At 44.2% G+C, this 17,039-nt stretch carries 21 protein-coding genes; 16 read left to right on the plus strand and 5 right to left on the minus strand.

Going from position 1 to position 17,039, the window contains the following annotated elements:
- Positions 1–12 precede the first annotated feature (12 nt).
- Both M4S28_RS22895 and M4S28_RS22900 read left to right on the plus strand, forming a co-directional pair.
- A complete protein-coding gene (locus M4S28_RS22895; protein WP_102534095.1) occupies positions 13–633 on the plus strand; it encodes an energy transducer TonB in 621 nt (206 codons plus the stop codon).
- Positions 630–1,808 (plus strand): tetratricopeptide repeat protein, encoded by a 1,179-nt coding sequence (locus M4S28_RS22900; RefSeq protein ID WP_065607091.1) that lies wholly within the window; start codon positions 630–632, stop codon positions 1,806–1,808. The genes M4S28_RS22895 and M4S28_RS22900 overlap by 4 nt, the downstream gene beginning before the upstream one ends.
- A 151-nt stretch (positions 1,809–1,959) precedes the next feature.
- Here the strand turns inward: M4S28_RS22900 and M4S28_RS22905 are convergent, their stop codons facing one another.
- A complete protein-coding gene (locus M4S28_RS22905) occupies positions 1,960–2,283 on the minus strand; it encodes a hypothetical protein (RefSeq protein WP_249632954.1) in 324 nt (107 codons plus the stop codon).
- A gap of 416 nt (positions 2,284–2,699) precedes the next feature.
- Between M4S28_RS22905 and M4S28_RS22910 the strand changes: the two genes are divergently transcribed.
- The 9 genes from M4S28_RS22910 to M4S28_RS22950 all read left to right on the plus strand — a co-directional run bounded on the left by M4S28_RS22910 (position 2,700) and on the right by M4S28_RS22950 (position 9,433).
- Positions 2,700–3,329, plus strand: coding sequence for a PepSY-associated TM helix domain-containing protein (locus M4S28_RS22910; RefSeq protein WP_102450716.1), 630 nt, complete (start codon positions 2,700–2,702; stop codon positions 3,327–3,329).
- A 97-nt stretch (positions 3,330–3,426) separates the two neighbouring features.
- The gene (locus M4S28_RS22915) at positions 3,427–3,945 is read left to right on the plus strand and encodes a DUF2271 domain-containing protein (protein WP_249632955.1); all 519 of its coding nucleotides are present in this window, start codon (positions 3,427–3,429) and stop codon (positions 3,943–3,945) included.
- A 94-nt stretch (positions 3,946–4,039) separates the two neighbouring features.
- Positions 4,040–4,876, plus strand: coding sequence for a DUF4198 domain-containing protein (locus tag M4S28_RS22920; protein WP_017109579.1), 837 nt, complete (start codon positions 4,040–4,042; stop codon positions 4,874–4,876).
- 115 nt (positions 4,877–4,991) lie between these two features.
- A complete protein-coding gene (locus tag M4S28_RS22925) occupies positions 4,992–5,327 on the plus strand; it encodes a hypothetical protein (protein WP_249632956.1) in 336 nt (111 codons plus the stop codon).
- A complete protein-coding gene (locus M4S28_RS22930) occupies positions 5,324–5,917 on the plus strand; it encodes a DUF6162 family protein (protein WP_249632957.1) in 594 nt (197 codons plus the stop codon). The genes M4S28_RS22925 and M4S28_RS22930 overlap by 4 nt, the downstream gene beginning before the upstream one ends.
- Before the next feature lie 45 nt (positions 5,918–5,962).
- Positions 5,963–6,898 carry a metal ABC transporter solute-binding protein, Zn/Mn family gene (locus M4S28_RS22935; RefSeq protein ID WP_249632958.1) on the plus strand — a complete coding sequence of 312 codons (936 nt, stop codon included), beginning with the start codon at positions 5,963–5,965 and terminating at the stop codon, positions 6,896–6,898.
- Positions 6,898–7,632 (plus strand): metal ABC transporter ATP-binding protein, encoded by a 735-nt coding sequence (locus tag M4S28_RS22940; protein WP_249632959.1) that lies wholly within the window; start codon positions 6,898–6,900, stop codon positions 7,630–7,632. Before M4S28_RS22935 ends, M4S28_RS22940 begins: the two co-directional genes overlap by 1 nt.
- Positions 7,632–8,507: a metal ABC transporter permease gene (locus tag M4S28_RS22945; protein ID WP_004731167.1), complete on the plus strand. Its 876-nt coding sequence runs from the start codon at positions 7,632–7,634 to the stop codon at positions 8,505–8,507. The genes M4S28_RS22940 and M4S28_RS22945 overlap by 1 nt, the downstream gene beginning before the upstream one ends.
- A gap of 2 nt (positions 8,508–8,509) precedes the next feature.
- Positions 8,510–9,433, plus strand: a complete 924-nt coding sequence (locus M4S28_RS22950) for a metal ABC transporter substrate-binding protein (RefSeq protein ID WP_249632960.1) — start codon at positions 8,510–8,512, stop codon at positions 9,431–9,433.
- Positions 9,434–9,571: 138 nt separating this feature from the next.
- Here the strand turns inward: M4S28_RS22950 and M4S28_RS22955 are convergent, their stop codons facing one another.
- Positions 9,572–9,802 carry a DUF2986 domain-containing protein gene (locus tag M4S28_RS22955; RefSeq protein ID WP_004731171.1) on the minus strand — a complete coding sequence of 77 codons (231 nt, stop codon included), beginning with the start codon at positions 9,800–9,802 and terminating at the stop codon, positions 9,572–9,574.
- Between the two features lie 97 nt (positions 9,803–9,899).
- Here M4S28_RS22955 and M4S28_RS22960 point away from each other — a divergent pair, with 97 nt between their 5' ends.
- Together M4S28_RS22960 and M4S28_RS22965 are read left to right on the plus strand one after the other, a co-directional pair.
- Positions 9,900–10,415: a GNAT family N-acetyltransferase gene (locus M4S28_RS22960; RefSeq protein WP_249632961.1), complete on the plus strand. Its 516-nt coding sequence runs from the start codon at positions 9,900–9,902 to the stop codon at positions 10,413–10,415.
- 2 nt (positions 10,416–10,417) lie between these two features.
- Positions 10,418–10,813: a nitrous oxide-stimulated promoter family protein gene (locus M4S28_RS22965; RefSeq protein ID WP_054542412.1), complete on the plus strand. Its 396-nt coding sequence runs from the start codon at positions 10,418–10,420 to the stop codon at positions 10,811–10,813.
- 100 nt (positions 10,814–10,913) lie between these two features.
- Here the strand turns inward: M4S28_RS22965 and M4S28_RS22970 are convergent, their stop codons facing one another.
- Entirely contained in the window at positions 10,914–12,311 is a 1,398-nt protein-coding gene (locus M4S28_RS22970; RefSeq protein WP_249632962.1) for an MATE family efflux transporter, read from the minus strand.
- A 50-nt stretch (positions 12,312–12,361) separates the two neighbouring features.
- Between M4S28_RS22970 and M4S28_RS22975 the strand changes: the two genes are divergently transcribed.
- The 3 genes from M4S28_RS22975 to M4S28_RS22985 all read left to right on the plus strand — a co-directional run bounded on the left by M4S28_RS22975 (position 12,362) and on the right by M4S28_RS22985 (position 14,244).
- On the plus strand, positions 12,362–13,255 hold the full coding sequence (locus M4S28_RS22975) for a helix-turn-helix domain-containing protein (protein ID WP_102534106.1): 894 nt from the start codon (positions 12,362–12,364) through the stop codon (positions 13,253–13,255).
- A gap of 129 nt (positions 13,256–13,384) precedes the next feature.
- On the plus strand, positions 13,385–13,732 hold the full coding sequence (locus M4S28_RS22980) for a winged helix-turn-helix domain-containing protein (protein ID WP_029222224.1): 348 nt from the start codon (positions 13,385–13,387) through the stop codon (positions 13,730–13,732).
- 176 nt (positions 13,733–13,908) lie between these two features.
- Positions 13,909–14,244 carry a winged helix-turn-helix domain-containing protein gene (locus tag M4S28_RS22985; protein ID WP_017079269.1) on the plus strand — a complete coding sequence of 112 codons (336 nt, stop codon included), beginning with the start codon at positions 13,909–13,911 and terminating at the stop codon, positions 14,242–14,244.
- 158 nt (positions 14,245–14,402) lie between these two features.
- Here M4S28_RS22985 and M4S28_RS22990 read toward each other — a convergent pair whose 3' ends face one another.
- Positions 14,403–15,554, minus strand: coding sequence for an MFS transporter (locus M4S28_RS22990; protein WP_017079268.1), 1,152 nt, complete (start codon positions 15,552–15,554; stop codon positions 14,403–14,405).
- 269 nt (positions 15,555–15,823) lie between these two features.
- Positions 15,824–16,849 (minus strand): AraC family transcriptional regulator, encoded by a 1,026-nt coding sequence (locus M4S28_RS22995; RefSeq protein WP_249632963.1) that lies wholly within the window; start codon positions 16,847–16,849, stop codon positions 15,824–15,826.
- Positions 16,850–17,039: the final 190 nt, after the last annotated feature.

The raw sequence follows: 17,039 nt of genomic DNA on the forward strand, positions 1-17,039 counted from the left end.
GGATCTTCATAAATGATTCGCCTATTTCTTGCTTTACCGCTAGCGGGCGCATTGGGCTTAGCTCTGTTTTCTTTTATGGCTTGGATGGTCGATAATGGCCACCAACGTTCACCAGATAATAGTGAGACGTTAAGTTTCAATATGGTGATGGTGGAACAAGAACAAGAAGTCCAAAGAAGACAGCGTGCAGTCCCTGAAAAACCAGAAATGCCAGAGCCACCACCGGAAGCGAAAACGTCTCAGTCACAAGCTGAAGTGACGCCTCTGAATTCGATGTCTTCACTGCCGTCATTGGATTTGAATACATCGGTTGATGGCTTAGCGATTAACGCGCCGACATTTTCTGATTTTGGTTCGAACCAACAGGCATTGCCTCTGTATCGAGTAGAACCTCGTTACCCAGCAAAAGCGCTGAAGCGCGGCGCTGAAGGCCATGTCATTATGTCTTTTACCATCGATGAAACGGGACGCCCAATTGACATTCAAGTCACTGACGCAAACCCACGTCGTATGTTTGAACGTGAAGCGATGAGAGCACTTAAAAAATGGAAATATCAACCGAAAGTCGTCGATGGAAAAGCGATAGCTCAGGTTGGTCAAACCGTGAAACTAGAGTTTAAGTTGGCAAAATGATGAAACAGATATGGATATTAGTGGGCTTGTTGTTAATGCCCCTTACAACACAAGCAAAAGAGCTGACTCAATATACTGCTATTCGTGTTCAAAAGGCGCATAAGCTTGCTCAAGATGAACAGGTTAAACAGGCGATTGACGTACTTGCAGGCTTGGAGCTTTCGAAAGGCTACGACAAAGCGTACGTAGCTCGTATGCTGGGTGTGTTTTACTGGCAAGATGGCAAAACCGACACGGCAATCAAGCAGCTTACTTATGCGGTCGACAGCAATTTGCTGGTTGATGAGCAAGCTTGGATAACGAAGCGCATGCTGGCTGATTTGTTGTTGAACGATCAGCAGTTTAAAAACGCGCTTCCGCACTATTACGAGTTAGTGAAAACAGCGCCAGAAAAAGAAAAGAAAGACACGCTTTGGATGCGAATTGCACAAGCTGAATACCAAATTGAAAACTGGTCGAAAGTCCTAGTGGCCATCGGTAATCGAGACAAATTCAATTCAAAAGCAGAGTTGTCGCCTCTATCGCTAAAATTGGGCGCACAGCTTCAGTTAAAACAGTGGAAGCAGTCTATTCCGACACTGGAAAGTCTCATTGAACTTCAACCAGAGAAAGATAACTGGTGGCGTCAACTTGTCGGTATTCAGCTAAGATTGGAACGTAATCGTGATGCATTGAACACGTTAGCACTGGCTGATTTACAAGGCGTTGAGCTTAAAAATTCGGATCGCCGTTTATTAGCACAGCTTTACGCGAAACGCGGCATTCCAGAACGAGCTGCTGAAGAAATAAGTAAGTTAGATGACGCGAACAGCGATGTTCAACTTCTGGCTGAGCAAGCAACCTACTGGCAGCTAGCGAAAGAGTGGGACAATGCCATTGAAGTGTGGACGTTAGCGTCTAAAAAGGATACTCAATACCACTGGAATGTGGCACAGCTATTGGTTCAGCAAGGTTACTACGACCGAGCGTTGGTTGTTTTAGACAAAGTGAAAGACAAAAACAAACAAGCCGACGTTGCTTTAGCGAAAGTGCGTTCATGGTACAAGCTTAAGAACTTAGATAACGCCCTTGCTCAAGCCAAGCGTGCGAATAACATTGAGCCATCTTCTGAGGCGAAAGGTTGGATCAAATACCTGACTCAGCTTAGAACGGTAAGTGATAACGGAAACGTCTAACCGCTCATAGCAAACAGAAGACAAGAAACAGCACATTAGAAACAAGAAAAGCAAAAGGGTGTCATTTGATCGTTCAAATGACACCCTTTTTCAATTTGTATCGTAATGTCGCCGGCTAGAGTCCATCTAGTTTTACTGTAGGATTAATCAATTACGGATTGCACATGGCCCCACTAGACGTTGCACTTTTAATTATTCCATTGGTGTCAGCGATCCAGTTAATAGTGCAATCACGAGAAGGGTTTTTAAAAGCGTGCAGAGTACTACCATCCTCTAATATTTTTTGAGTCTCTTGCCATGCAAACGTTCGTGATTCCCAAAAGCTGATAGGCCGTGATCGCTCGGTTAGGTAGCGTTCTTGTACTTCGGCTATGTCTGAACCTATGTACTTCTGGATATGTTCTTCCGTGCTGGCCACTTGGCTACTGCACGCTGTTATTAGCGCAGAAAAAACCAAAACAACAATAATACGCATGTCAAAATCCCTTTAAGTTTATTTAGCTCTCTTTCGTTGGTTGCAGATCCTACTTGTTGGCAACGTACATCCACCGACGAATCCATTGTTTGTTGATCTTTAAAGTGATCCAACCGCAGAATAGTCCCAATTCTCAATCGTTAAAGCCACTATTCCTACCTTAAACTAATCTCAATCAAGCATGTTGAGATTGAGATTTTTTGAGGCTTGAGCTTGTTATCAGTTAGCTCAAATACAACTTATCAATTGCCTCTAATACAAGTTAGCAAGAATATGCAAACAGTTCGATTACTTCCCATGTAATGTTATGTAAATTTCCTTACGACGCTCGGCAAACGTAAACAATGTAAATTGAATGCCAATACGAATGATTATCAACTAAATTGACGCCATAAAATTTATAGGTATTGGTTTGTATGTCGTTAAAAAGTAGGGCGGTTCAATCATGGGCTCGTCGACTTCATGTTTATATTTCAATGGCGCTTCTGTTCGTTGTTCTTTTCTTCTCAGTGACGGGTATCACCCTTAATCGACCTGAGTTATTTGAATCAACCCAACCCAATATCCAACGGTCTACGTTAACGCTTCCTACAAGTTTATTTTCAATCCAAGACGGGCGATTAAAAGCCGACGAAACGGCCTTTGAGACATTTCTGTTTGAAGAAGCCAACCTATCTGGCGTCCCTTCAGGTTTAGACATCTACGCCGAGATTGAAGGCGGTGAGTTGCTGATCGGTGAAGTGTCTATGGACTTCAAAGGACCAGGCTACAACGCCTCTGTGTTCGTTGACGTGGCGTCTGAAATGGTGGAAGTCGAAACCACCAATTACGGCGTTATCGCACTTTTGAACGATCTACACAAAGGCCGTAACAGCGGTGAAGTTTGGAAGTGGTTCATCGATATCACAGCGCTACTGATGATCTTCTTTGTACTTACCGGCGTGTGCTTACTGTTACCTAAGAAAAAAACACTCAATACCTCCATTAAATGGACGGTGTTTGGGTCTGCAATCTCACTTGCTATCTATTTTGTCGCCGTACCTTAACCCCTCGTTAGCTTGATGAATTAGGCTGGTGAGTCAGTTTAGTGAATCAGCTTGAAGAACGAACTAAAGGTTAAACGGATTTAAAAGGTTGTTAAACATGAAAAAAATGAACTGGAGCAAGTCGCTTCTTGCTTTATCTCTTTTGCCAAGCCTAGGCATGGCACAAGCGATCCCTGATACGGCAAAACTTGATGTGAACTTTAAGCTTCCAAAGATTGATACCTCTATGTACGCGCGTCCTTATGTGGCGGTGTGGGTAGAGAACAGCGAACGAAAGTCAGTGAAAACCATTGAGCTTTGGGTCGGTAAAGATGAATGGCTTAAAGATTTACGTAGCTGGTGGAGAAAGGTTGGACGTTACGATCGTGAATTGGTTGATGCAGTGACGTCTGCAACGCGCCCTGCTGGCCAGTACCGCTTCGTTTGGGATGGTAAGAGCGATGATGGCCAAACTCTAGAACAGGGCGAGTACACGGTTCATATCGAAGTTGTTCGTGAACATGGTGGCCGTAATTACCTTCGTCAAAAAGTATCGCTAACAGATTCAAGCGCTTCTTATGAGCTAAAGGCGACGGAAGAGACGGGTGAAATCACTCTGAACTACATCGCTAAATAACAAGTGCGAATAGCAAACTGAACAGAATCGACAGCAGTCATCGTAGGCTCAGATAGAGCGACACGGCTAACAATTATAAATAATGGAATTGAACATGATGAAACAGACAAAAATTAAGGCACTTGCACTAGCGGGTGTTATGGCATTCGGCCTAGCCGCAACGACAACAGCGCAAGCTCACCCACGCTGGATCCTGCCGTCTCATTTTACCGTGTCTAAAGAAGGTGGTGACTGGCTAACGTTCGACGTGACTGCATCTCACGGTACGTTCGTTTTCGATAAGCCAGCAGGCAGTGAAAACGCTCATGTCATCATGCCAGACGGTCGCAGCGAGCGTCCTAACTTTGTTATTCGCGGTAAACGTCGTTCAATTTTTGATTTCTACTTCGAAGAAGAAGGTACGCACAAAGTTGCGATCAACAATGAGCCTTCTTACTACACGCAATACAAAGCGGGTCGTCGTGACACAGTGAAATGGATCAAAGCAAACAAAGCGGAACGTGATTCAGTTCTTCCTGAAAAGTCGCGTGACGTGGTAACACAAATCAGCTTCACTCGTGCAGAAAGCTACATCACAGTAGGTAAACCATCGGATTCAGTCTTCAAAATTGAAGGCAAGCTACTTGAAATGAAGCCAGTAACGCATCCTTCAGACATCATTGAAGGTGAACCTGTGACATTCCAATTCTTCTACAACGGTGAAATTCAAAAAGACGTGAAAGCGGAAATCACTCGTGAAGGCACGCTTTACCGCAACCACCAAGAACAGATTGATGTAGTGAGTGATGAGAACGGCGAAATCACGTTCACTCCAGACGTGGCTGGTCGCTACGTAATGAAAGCGAACTACAAAGGTGAGTTGATTGACAACCCACTGGCAGACAAAGCAAGCGCGAACGTTCACCTAACGTTCGAAGCACTGCTTCAATAATTGTGATATCGGGGCTAGATCCCTGATTAAACGACCAAAAAACTTAAGGGCTCATTTGAGCCCTTTATCGCTCAGTTTACTTCTGAGAATTTGCACTGTAGCTAGGGTATGAACCATGACAATAAAAACAAAACTAAAATCGATAATCACTCCATGCTTGGCTCTGGGACTCGGTTTCGCTGCATTACCTGCGCAAGCACACTTTCCACTGATGAGCTGTTGGTTTGAAGGCAAAACCGTGGCGTGTGAAGCGGGTTATTCGGATGGCAGTAAAGCGATTGATTACGCGGTTGAGATGTACGACTACGAAGACAACTTGATTGCAAAAGAGATGACAGATAAGCGCTCTATCGTTGAGTTTCCAAACCCTGACACTGAGTTCTACCTTGTATTCGATTCAGGCCATGAGTTTCCTGTTGAAGTCGACGTTGTTGAGATCAGCGATAAATGATGATTCAAGGCGTACGTGCTGACACGGGTGGCAGAGAAGGCAAATGGGTAGGGCTGATCATTGTGTTCATTCTGAGCTTTGCTACGGTCGCTATTCCATTTCATCAAGCAGAATCCCACGTAAAAGCGGTACTTGATCATCAAATTCTGGTGACCGATGTTGAACAAGAAAACTTGGCAATGTTGTCAGAGCTGCGTTTAGCGCATGAAGAGATTCGCGACCTGCGTATGGACTCTGATGGCGAATGGCCAAGTGTTATGTCATTGAAAGATGAATGGGTCGCGCCATTTGTAGAAGATCAGAGCTGGAAGCGCAAAGGTTCTCATATTTGGTTATTGGACGAGCGCGGTTACTACTTTTCTACGCCAAGCGAATACGCGACACCAAGTGAACAAGCTGCACAAAGCGATCATGGCTTTGCTGATTCCTTTATTTTAAACGCCAACAGTGTCTCTCCTGAAATCTGGATTTTCTTTGGTGGCGTCGCAAGTCAACCGACTAATTTTGATGAGAATACACTCGAATCTGCAGGCTGGAAAATGGTCGTCAATGAATCAGAAGTTGAACAGCATGATGCTTCTTCTCATTAAACAACCCGGCTTACAAAAATGCTCACTAATAATAAGAGATTTACTATGCGAATTATGACTCTATTGATGTCGTTATTGGCGGTGTTAATGACACCCAATGCATTGGCAAAAGAATATAAGATCGATAGCGACAAGCTAACGATTGGTATAACCCTTCAGCCTTACTACAGCTATGTAAAAGCGGTGGTGGGTGACAAAGTGAACATTCTTCCATTGGTTGATGCTGGGTTTAATCCGCATAACTACTTACCACAACCGAATGATTTGAAGCGATTGAGCCAGATGGATGCGATCGTGGTAAACGGTATTGGTCATGATGACTTCGCGCTTAAAGTGATTTCAGCCGCGCAACGTGATGACTTAGTGGTGATTGAAGCAAACAAAGAAGTGCCTTTACTTCCTGCTCTTGGTCAGTCTGTTGGCCAAGGCGCGGTGAACCCGCATACGTTTGTTGGCCTTTCTACAACGATTCAAAAGGTTTACACCATCGCGAGTGAAGTCTCTAAGCTCGACCCAGACAACGCGGTGTTTTATCGCAAAAACGCGCGTAAGTACGCAAAGCAATTTCGTTTTATGAAGCGTGATGCGATGTTGTCATTAGGTGAACTCGATACATCAGGCATGAAAGTGGCGACCACGCACAATGCTTATGGGTACATTCTGCAAGAGTTTGGTGTAGATGTGGCGGCGGTGATTGAGCCAGCACACGGTGTTGAACCGAGTGCGAGCCAGCTGCAAGAGACGATCGAAAAGATCCGCGCTTCCGGCATTGATGTTCTGTTCTACGAGCTAAACATGCCAAACCGTTTTGTTGACACGATTGAAGCGGAAACGGGTGTTCAGCTTTACCGTTTTTCTCACATGACGCATGGCGAATATCAAGACGACAAAGTTGAAGTTGAGATGAAGAAGAACCTAGAAACGCTGATCGAAGCAATGAAATTTGCGGCGGCGAACCAAGCTAAAAGCGGGAACGCATAATGCTAGGTCCTTTAATTTCAATCAATCAACTTGGTCTGCAATACGACAATAACGTCATTCTTGATGATATCTCATTAGAACTTAAAGCGGGTCAGTGCCATGTGATCATGGGGCCAAACGGCGGTGGCAAAACCTCTTTGCTGCATTCTGTTCTTGGTTTGACGCCTTTCTCTGGGCAAATCAATATTCATTGGCCAGAAAAGCCAAGTATTGGTTATGTTCCTCAAAAAGCGACCTTCGAATCGAGCTTACCTCTGACGGTCATGGATTTCGTGTTGCTTAACCAAACTCGAATTCCACTATTTTGGCGTCGTAAGTCTAAGCAATTGGATCTCGCACTCGCGCAATTGGATCGTGTGGGTATGGCGACTCGTAGCGACCGCCGTATGGGACAGTTGTCGGGTGGTGAGCAACAACGTGTATTGTTTGCTCAAGCCTTATTGGATAACCCAAGTTTATTGGTTTTAGACGAGCCGACCACAGGTATGGACGAGCAGGGCGTTCGTTATCTTGAATCTCTAATTCGTGAATGCGTTGATGAAGGTCGCACCATTCTTGCCGTTCATCATGATGTAACTGCAGTGCGTCGCCTTGAAGCGAATGTACATGTTGTGAATCGATTCTTGGTGGATAGTGGTCCACACGAACAAGTGCTGCACCCAAGTAAGATTGAAAGCTTGTTCCAGCACTACAGCAGTGGCGCAGCTATTGTTAAATCGAAGGAGGTTGCGTAATGGATTGGTTACGACAACTTGCCATAAGTGGCGTTGAAGCGGGTTGGTTATCAGACAGCTTCATGTACGCATTCATGGTGAATGCCTTGGTTGCGGCGCTATTACTCGGCCCGTTATTAGGTGGCCTTGGTACTTTGGTGATTGCAAAGCGTCTAGCTTTCTTCTCTGAAGCGGTAGGTCACGCCGCATTAACCGGCATCGCTATCGGTGTTTTGCTTGGTGAGCCACCAGAAAATCCAATTATTGGTCTGTTTAGCTTCTGTATGATCTTCGCTTTGCTTCTTCATTTTGTAAGAAACAGAACCAATGTGCCATACGATACTTTAGTTGGTGTTTTCCTTGCGCTCGCTTTAGCGGTCGGCGCGGCATTGCTGATGTACGTGGCACGTAAGATCAACATCCACATGCTTGAGAACGTGCTGTTTGGTTCGATTCTCACGGTAACAGATCAAGACTTAGCGATTCTCGCAGGCAGCTGCGCACTCATCATTTTGCTCTTAATACCGACGTTCAACCGTATTCTTCTCACTTGTATTAGCCCTGATATTGCCAAGGTTCGTGGCTATAACACCAGCTTTTATGACTACTTGTTTGTCATGATGATCACCTTAGTGACGATTGCAGCAGTGAAGATCGTGGGTGCGGTTCTTGTTGGGGCATTACTGCTCATCCCAGGCGCGACGGCTCGATTGCTGACTAAACGCATGGGCAGCTTTGTTTTACTGTCCGCGTTACTGGCAACCATCGCGTGTTTGGTGGGGACTGTGTTGCCTATGGAGCTAAAACTGCCAGTGCCATCAGGCGCTTCAATCATCATCGTTTCTGCGACCTTTTTCCTAGCGGCGACGCTATACCGAATTATAAGAAAGGCATAACCATGACTTCTTTAATGAATCGTATCTCAATCTCAGTAAAAGCAGTGGCTCAAGTGAGTGCACTTAGTAGTCTGTTGTTGGTTGCCTCAATGGTGTCTATCAGCGCTAATGCTGAAGATATCCTAACCAGTACGCCTGTGACTTATGCGTTAGCGACAGAGCTGACCAAAGGCACAGACATTACGACTGAATACCTACCACCAAAACGCTACGGCATTGATCGCTTGCCTAACTGGTTTGGTACTAAGGGGGCGAGTAAAGTCCTTCAATCAGGAGAAAAGGCGACCGTTGCACTAACGCTGTCATCTATCTGGCAAGCTGATCCTACATTTGTATACGCAAGACAAGGCAACATCCGTTTGGTTGAGGTTGATGCTGCTCAAGCGATTACACCGCGTGCGCAAGGTGTCGCTGCGCTGACGTTATCAAATGGTGAAGTGTCTAAATACGCGTGGTTAAACCCAACCAATCTAACGCGTATGGCGGCAATTGTGGCTGATGACTTTAAGTTGTTGTGGCCGGCGCAAGCTGAGACCATTGATAGCAACCTACAACGCGTGATGCTTGATGTTCGAGAACTGATTAACAAGCAACAAGCGGTGTTATTGGATAACGACGTAGATTCAGTATTGTTGCTTTCAGAAAGTTTGGAAGATTTCGCTTCTGGTAGCCAACTGTTTGTTGAAGAGCGTATGTTCAAAGCAGAACTGGAATGGACAGATCAAGACAAAGCGAAACTCAAAGCCATGTTTTCAGAAGACGATGCACTCTGGTTAGTCACAGCGAAAAAGCCAACGACGTTGATTAAGTCACTGGTGCCTAATGAGCGAATTCTTGTTGTTGATTCCGTAGACCGTTGGGGAAGAGCAGGGATTAATGCAAAAGCGCCATTTGCTCGCTGGGAAGTTGAGCCTTTCAAAGGTTAAGTGGCTAAAACAAGTTAGCTAATAAACCGCTCGTTCAAAAAATACGATCAAAAAAGCAGCCCAAATAGAGGCTGCTTTTTTTGTTCTTGTCCGTTGGCTCTGGTCAGAGTGCTGAGCAGAGTATCGTGAGTTAAAAACTTACTCTGCAGCTTTTGTCTCTTTAGTTTCGATACCCGCTTCTTCCGATTCAACAGAAGCTTCAACTGTGCCTTCAGCTTGCTCTTGAGCGGCTTTCGCTTGCTCTTCAGCTTCCATTTTTGCGCGGTCAGCTTTAGAAATATAGCGAGGCTTGTTGCTACCATGCAGTTTAGACGTCGCCTGTTTCTGTCTTTTCTTTAGAATTTGATTGATTTTTTTCTTACGGTTCATTGCTGCATAGCCTTGTATTTAGTTTATGCGGTGGAGGATAATCATTTTAGATCTAGAACTCAATATTTACATGCTATCCAGCAAGGAAAATATCACTATGCAGGCAGTCGAAACCGCACGCTTACGATTAAGAATGATCGCACCTCAAGATGCGGCGTTTGTTCAGCGATTATATAGCTCAGAAGATTTCTTACGTTACATCGGAGACAAGGAAATTTCAGATACTTGCAAGGCTGTTGAATACATCGAAAACAACATTCTTAAGATGTATAGAGAGAAAGGAGTGTGTTTACTGATGGTCGAGATTAAAGAGTCTTCAACGCCAATCGGTGTATGTGGTTTGGTTAAAAGAGACACACTAGAGGCGCATGATATTGGTTATGGTTTTGTACCTGCAGTATATGGGCAAGGTTTTGCAAAGGAAGCGGCACAAGCGATAATTGAACAAGCTCAACATAATGCTGATATCGATCATTTAGTTGCCATCACGACCTCTGATAATATTCGAAGCATCGCACTGCTGACTAAGTTGGGTTTTGTGTTTGAGCGAGTTGAAGAGGCGATAAATGAAAGCGTCAATCTTAACCTGTACGGTCTATCACTGAGTAATTAATCATGTTTCAACATAACAACATCCTGCAAGGCGAACTCGCAACCGAGTACAAAACTGTTATTGCTATGGTGCACATCTATTGTAAAGATCATCACGGTGCTGTTCGTTTGGACAACGCGCTATGTGAAGAGTGCGAGCAACTATTGCGTTATGCCGAAACACGACTTGATCGCTGTCCTTATGGCGAGGCGAAGCCAACCTGCAATAAGTGTCCAATTCATTGCTATAAGCCTGATCCTAAAGAGCAGATGCGTTTAGTGATGCGATATGCTGGACCAAGAATGCTACTCAAGCATCCGATTTTAGCGATACGACATTTGATACATGAGAAGCGGAAAGTGCCAAAGAAGCCATTGCCGAATGTGTCGAACCGCCATATCCGAATGAACAAAAAGTAACGTATTGTTTGCAGTGGAAAACGGTTTAGAAATAAGAAAGGTCTGATTTCTCAGACCTTTTTGTTTTTATGTTCGATGACTAAACCTAGAACGTAAGAGATTACGCGGCTTGAGGTTCTTCGTAGGTAACCGTCAGGTTATTGATCCAGCGTCGGCTCAAGTATCGGTGTGAACAGATGGCCAGTTTCACCACTTCTTCTACCAACATCAGACCATAGATGTATTTGAAATCCCATCCAGCGACAAATGCGCCGTAAACACACACTGGAATCCCAACCATCCACATCGCGATGAAATCCATTCGCAGGCAAAAAGCGTTATCACCACCAGCACGAATAATACCGTTAATGATCACCATGTTGAGCATACGAATGACTACTGCAAAACACATAATAGTCATTGCAGGTGCAGCGAGTGGGTACAATGCATAGGTAGAAAGGTTTAGCCATGATAGAACATGTTCTTTGCCCATAAACAGTAGCAACCCAACGACCGCGCCAAAACCAACGACGGCTTTAATGAATGTTAGACCCATGCTCATCGCGTCATCAAATTCATCACGACCTAATGAATGGCCTAACAAAACAGAACACGCCACTGAAATACCAAAGAAGATCGAATAACACAGCGATTCAAATGGTGCGAGCATCGAGAACACCGCAAGCTCAGTCGTGCCCATGTGACCGAAAATCATTTGATATGCCATGGTGCCCATTGCCCACAACACAGCATTCATCGTCAACGGAAAAGCAATGCGACGGTAAGACAACCACAATGACGGGCGATGTGGTGAGCTCGGTGTCGTTAATAGCCAATGTTTACGCATACGCATGTAGCTATACATCAAGCCCACTTGAATCAATCGCGCTAAGGTTGTCGCCAATGCCGCACCTGCAACGCCCATTGCTGGAATGCCGAAAGCACCTTTAATAAGAATGAAGTTAAGCGCAATGTTGAGTGCGATGGTAACGCCACCTAATAACAGCGGAGTTACGGTGTCACCTGATGAGCGCATGCTTGCTTCTACCACGACAACAATGTGAGTCAGAAGTAGAACAGGGAAGCCATACCATAGGTAAGTCGCGCCAAGTTCAATCACGGTTTGATCGCTGGTTTGCAACATCATTAAAAACTGAGAACCAAGAGTGATGATTACGGTAACAGGCAGCAGAACTTTTAAGCCAAATATCATCGCAATCGATGATACTGTTCGTGCGCTTTTTCGGTCATTCTTTCCCCAGTATTGAGCGACTAATGTACCGTTTGCTGAGGCCAACCCTGCCATAATCATAATAGCAACGAAATGCCATTTTGACGCAATTCCCACAGCTGCAGCTGCTTCCATACCATAATCACTGACCATTAATACGTCAGCAAGGGCAAGAATAGCGACCAGCGCACTTTGCAAAGCAACAGGTAGACCAAGTTTAACGATACGAGGTAAGATGCTCTCTGGCTTGTTATTCATAGATGAGTTAGGGTTGATGTTAGTTGTCATAAGCTCTCCGATTTATGGCAGAACTATAGTGTTTTGAGCGAAGTAACAACATGTTTAAAAAACAACAAAACCTGTGCGAATCCGTCATTGAGTCAATGAGGCCAAAATCCACTTGGCACGATGACGTTTTTCTTGCCGAACAGTGCAAAGAACGTTTTTTGACCGTTGAAGATATCCCAGAGATGAAAAGCTTTGGTGTCTATATGGGCGGTATGGCAAAGCTATACGATGGTTATTGGGTTGAGCGAGAATCCGTCAATGTTCATACGTTGATTTTTACTCAAGAAGGGGGTGGAATTTTAACCACTTCAACCTCGGTACAGGCGATTACGCCTTATACGCTGGTGGTTCTTCCTGCCGAAACCCCATTTCGTTTCGAACTCGATCCTCAATACAACTATTGGAAAATGGCGTGGATGCTGACGCCTGATACGCAGCAATGGCAGCACATAGCAAGTTTAGGTCAGGGGATAGTGCCGTTCGGAGAGTGTGAGCAGATCTGGTCATTAATGAACTTGGTTTACTTTGAGATAGGCGGTAGAGCCAGTTACCGTAAGTTGCTTTTGAGTGAAATCATCCGAACATTGACGGGGTTTGAACCCAAATCGACCAGCACCACCGCACGTGTTCAAGCGCTCTATAACGAGATTGAAAGCAGTCTGCACCAGCCATGGACAGTGGCAGGGATGGCCGAAAGGGTATTCATCAGTGAAGAGCAGCTCAATAGAGTCACTAAGACGCTATTCAACCTCTCACCACGCAGTAAATTGATTCAATTACGCATGGATAAAGCCACCAGTTTGCTGAAATATCAAGATTGGTCAGTCTCTATGATTGCCAACCGTTTAGGCTACAAAGATCCTTATAACTTCTCACATCGCTTTAAAAAACATTTTGGTCTGTCACCCAGCCAATATCGAAAAAGCCATCGACTTCTTGGTTAGCCTTGCTTATTTCCTCGATCAATTACGCAAGATCAAGCTTTGCAGTAATATTACTGTATTGAGCTATCTATCAATTTAGTATTTTTGCTCTATTCGATAGTATTGGAAATATCTCAGAGACGACTGCTTATGCAACACGAGGAATTAATGCACCAAGTTATCAGTGAGACGGATGATTTAGCTCTTCCGTCGAAGCTCATTTTAAACAATAAAGAGTTTCAATCAGGCACTAAAATCGTACGCAAGCAGGGTTGTGGTTCAATAATAGGAACGCTTGCTGAGCCTCATCGTAAAGTACTTTTCTATCTTTACCTGAACAGAGGCCAAGTGGTGAGCAAGCAAATTTTGAAGCGTGTAGGCTGGGCAGGTAAAGCGGTGACATCTGCATCTGTGTTGGTTGCTATTTACGAGATAAGGAGGATTCTTGACTGCCGTTGTATACAAACCGTTTCCAACGAAGGGTATGTCATGGAGTAATAAATAATCTTCTATTGATATCCTGTTAATATATTAATAATAAAAATTTAATCTCTTTACCGTACGAATTCCATTGATTATCGTCAAATCTAAAACGTCCACTTATAAGCGACGTTATATAAATACGACTGAATCTGACTTTGTCGCTGGCTATATAGTAAGGGAATGATATAAAAATGGACTCTTATCCTGCAATAGAAACGAACCACTCTGAAAACAACGTAGTACTTGAACTAAACGGTAAAATTGTTGAACTCAACACCAAACTCATTCGCAATGTTGAAAATGGTTACGTACTGGCTACCATGCCTTTGGCGTACCGAAAGATCATTTTATTTATGAATCGACATCGAGGTGAACTGTTCAGTGTTGGGCAATTAAAGAAGATTGGCTGGGAAAGTGAGAAAGTGACCAACTCATCTGTGATTGTTGCGATATCTGAAATAAGATCACTATTCGGAGACGGATTAATCATCACGATTACTGGTGAAGGTTACGTATTTCAACCTTAACCATTTGAAATAATGTATTTTATTGATATTTGATATTTGATATTGGTTTTTTGTCGATCTTTCCTCCAGACGACATAAAACAAAAAGGGCTCTTAATTTAGACGGGAAGTCATAACTAAGAGCCCTAGTGATACAATTCTTGTACCTGCCTATTTGATTTACTCGCCTGCAATCTGTAAAGGAGAACGCTTTAGGCTAGCAATTAGCATGTAGATGGTTGTAGCGAGTAGAGACGCGAACAGGTAAGTGAATAATCCTGCTTGTGAATCCATAAAGCTATCCGCAACCAATGGCCCTGCTACAGAGCCGATGCTGTAACACAACAACATAACTTGAGTCACTGAAACTAAGTAGCTCGGGTCTAAGTTACGACAACCCAAGTTAATCGCAATTGGGTAAAGCGCAAATGTCGCCATACCTAACACAAACAAGCTCATACCAAGAACGTAAAAATCATGGTTGATAGTGAGCACACCAATGCTTGCAACCCCTAGCAGGCAGAACAGAGCCATTAATAACACTTGTCCTATGTGATGAGATAACCACGTCACCATCGGTTGAACGGCCATACCACCCATAATCACTAACGCCATCAAACCGCCAATGTCTTGGTGTGCGATGTTGCGCTGAGCGAGTTCTACAGGCATCAAGCCATAAATAGACCCAAGTGTTAACCCAGATACAATACAGCCAATCAAAGCGCTGTGGCTTAGCTTGCTGATTTGTTTCAGTGATAAAGACTGCGCATCGTGAATTTGTGGTGCTGTTGCTTGTCCGTACATCAATACAATGATTGCTCCAAACAGCAAGGTGAACATTGCAATGAAAGGCACGCCGCCCGTAATACCAAGATATCCGATGCCAAGTTGACCAACGGCAGAACCGCCATACAACGAGCACATGTAAACCCCTAAACGTTTCGCACGTTGAGATTCTTCACCGCTCATTAGCCAAGATTCCACAATCACAAAGATCCCAGCGACTGAGACACCCGCAACGAAACGAGCCAACAACCAAACTGATTGATGTGGCGCCAACGGTAATACAAGAATCGTGGCGATAAATACGCTAAGTGCAATGACGAACGCGTCTTTGTGACCAACGCGAGCGATCGCACGCTCAATCAATAACGTACCCGCTAAAAGTCCCGCATAGAATGCACTTGCCAACCAACTTGATAGATTACTGTCTAAGCCATACTCAGACAGCATTAATGGTAATGAACTCATTAAGTAGCCTGAAGCGATCGCGTAAAAAGACAATGCAATAACAGGAACAGTTATGCGAGTTGTTGGTTGGATGTTGTCCAATGCAGGAGCCTCAAGATAGTGAAAAAAACGATGAATTTTCCGCGACTATGTAGGAGAAACTTAATTGGGTAAAACGAATAAAAATGGTCGTTAAGATAAAAGAAATTTATCGCCAATCTAAACAAAAATACCATTGCGATATTTTACTATTTAGCAAAGCTTTATGCGGTCAAAAAGCCGCTAATCTCTTTTTCATCGACTATTTGATTTGGAAGGAGAGTGAATAGTAATTGGCTCTATCTGATTTATATATGGCGTGAGATTTAGTGTTAGACGGCTTCTTTGCGGTATTGACGTGGCGAGCTTCCACTCCATTTTCTAAAGGCATGTCGAAAGTTAGCACTGTCAGAAAACCCAACGCGTTCGGATATCTCTTCAATGCTCATTTGAGTTGAAGAAAGGTAGTGTCGTGAAAGGTGAAAACGAACATGATCAAGAATCTTCTGATAACTCGTATCAAGCGTTTTGAGGTGTCGGCGCAGCGTTCGAGAAGACATCCCCAATTCTGCAGCGACAGATTCTATGGAAGGGTAACATCCAGGCCTTTCAATCAACATTTGAGAGACTTTTTCTTTCAGGCTTGTGGGTGCACTGACTTTCGCCAACATGTCATCACACGATTTTAAACACATCTGTAATGTAATGGCATTGGCGGTAGGAAGTGGTGCGTACAAGCTTGTCGCGTCGAACTGCCATTCAAGGCGATCGCAATTGAACTCAACCGGGCAACGGAATATCTCTGTATATAAATCGCCGTATTCAGGTTTGGGATATGGGAATCGAATCACTTGGGATGGAAAGGGTTGCTGCAGCACTTCTTCACACAAGCTTTGAATGGCTGTGAACCAGTATTCGCAACAAAAGGGCAGTATAGAATCCAGTTCGATAAGTTGTTCTGCGCGAAAGTGCCCTACGTTGTCTTCAACAGACATAGTTTTTCTGAGGACGGGACCTGCCAGTTGCAGGTATTTGAACCCAATCAATAACGCATCTAAAAGTGTGGCACTACTGAACACCGCGTAACCCAAAACACCGAAGTCACTGAACCGCGCTTGTTGACCGACTTTGAGTCCTAAACCTTCTTCGTTGGTATTCGCTAGCGCATTGCTAAACACCGCCAACTTTTGCGCCAAGGTAATGTGCGTGTCTGGCGTGTTGAGTTGGAGATCATCTATGTTACTGCCTTCAAGCAATTCTTCGATACTGAGAGCAGGCGACATGTAGCGATGCAGTAATTGAAGATCAAGAATACCGAATGCTTGCATATCCGGCTCGTAAACTGCGGTGTATTCCATAGGCTGCCTCTTGTTGAAGATCATTATCTTAGCCGAACTTCTAACGCGATTGCGTCAGGTTTGTTTCAACTTTCGCTAGCTTGTTCAAACTTTCATTAGTTCTGTTAAAGCTGTGTCCGAATATCACCGTTTTTTGTCTTTTTGAAACCTGTTCGAAATGTTATCAAAATGTTGTAATTTAACAAGTTGC

It is taken from the genome of Vibrio sp. J383 (genome assembly GCF_023503985.1).
Taxonomy (GTDB): domain Bacteria; phylum Pseudomonadota; class Gammaproteobacteria; order Enterobacterales; family Vibrionaceae; genus Vibrio; species Vibrio splendidus.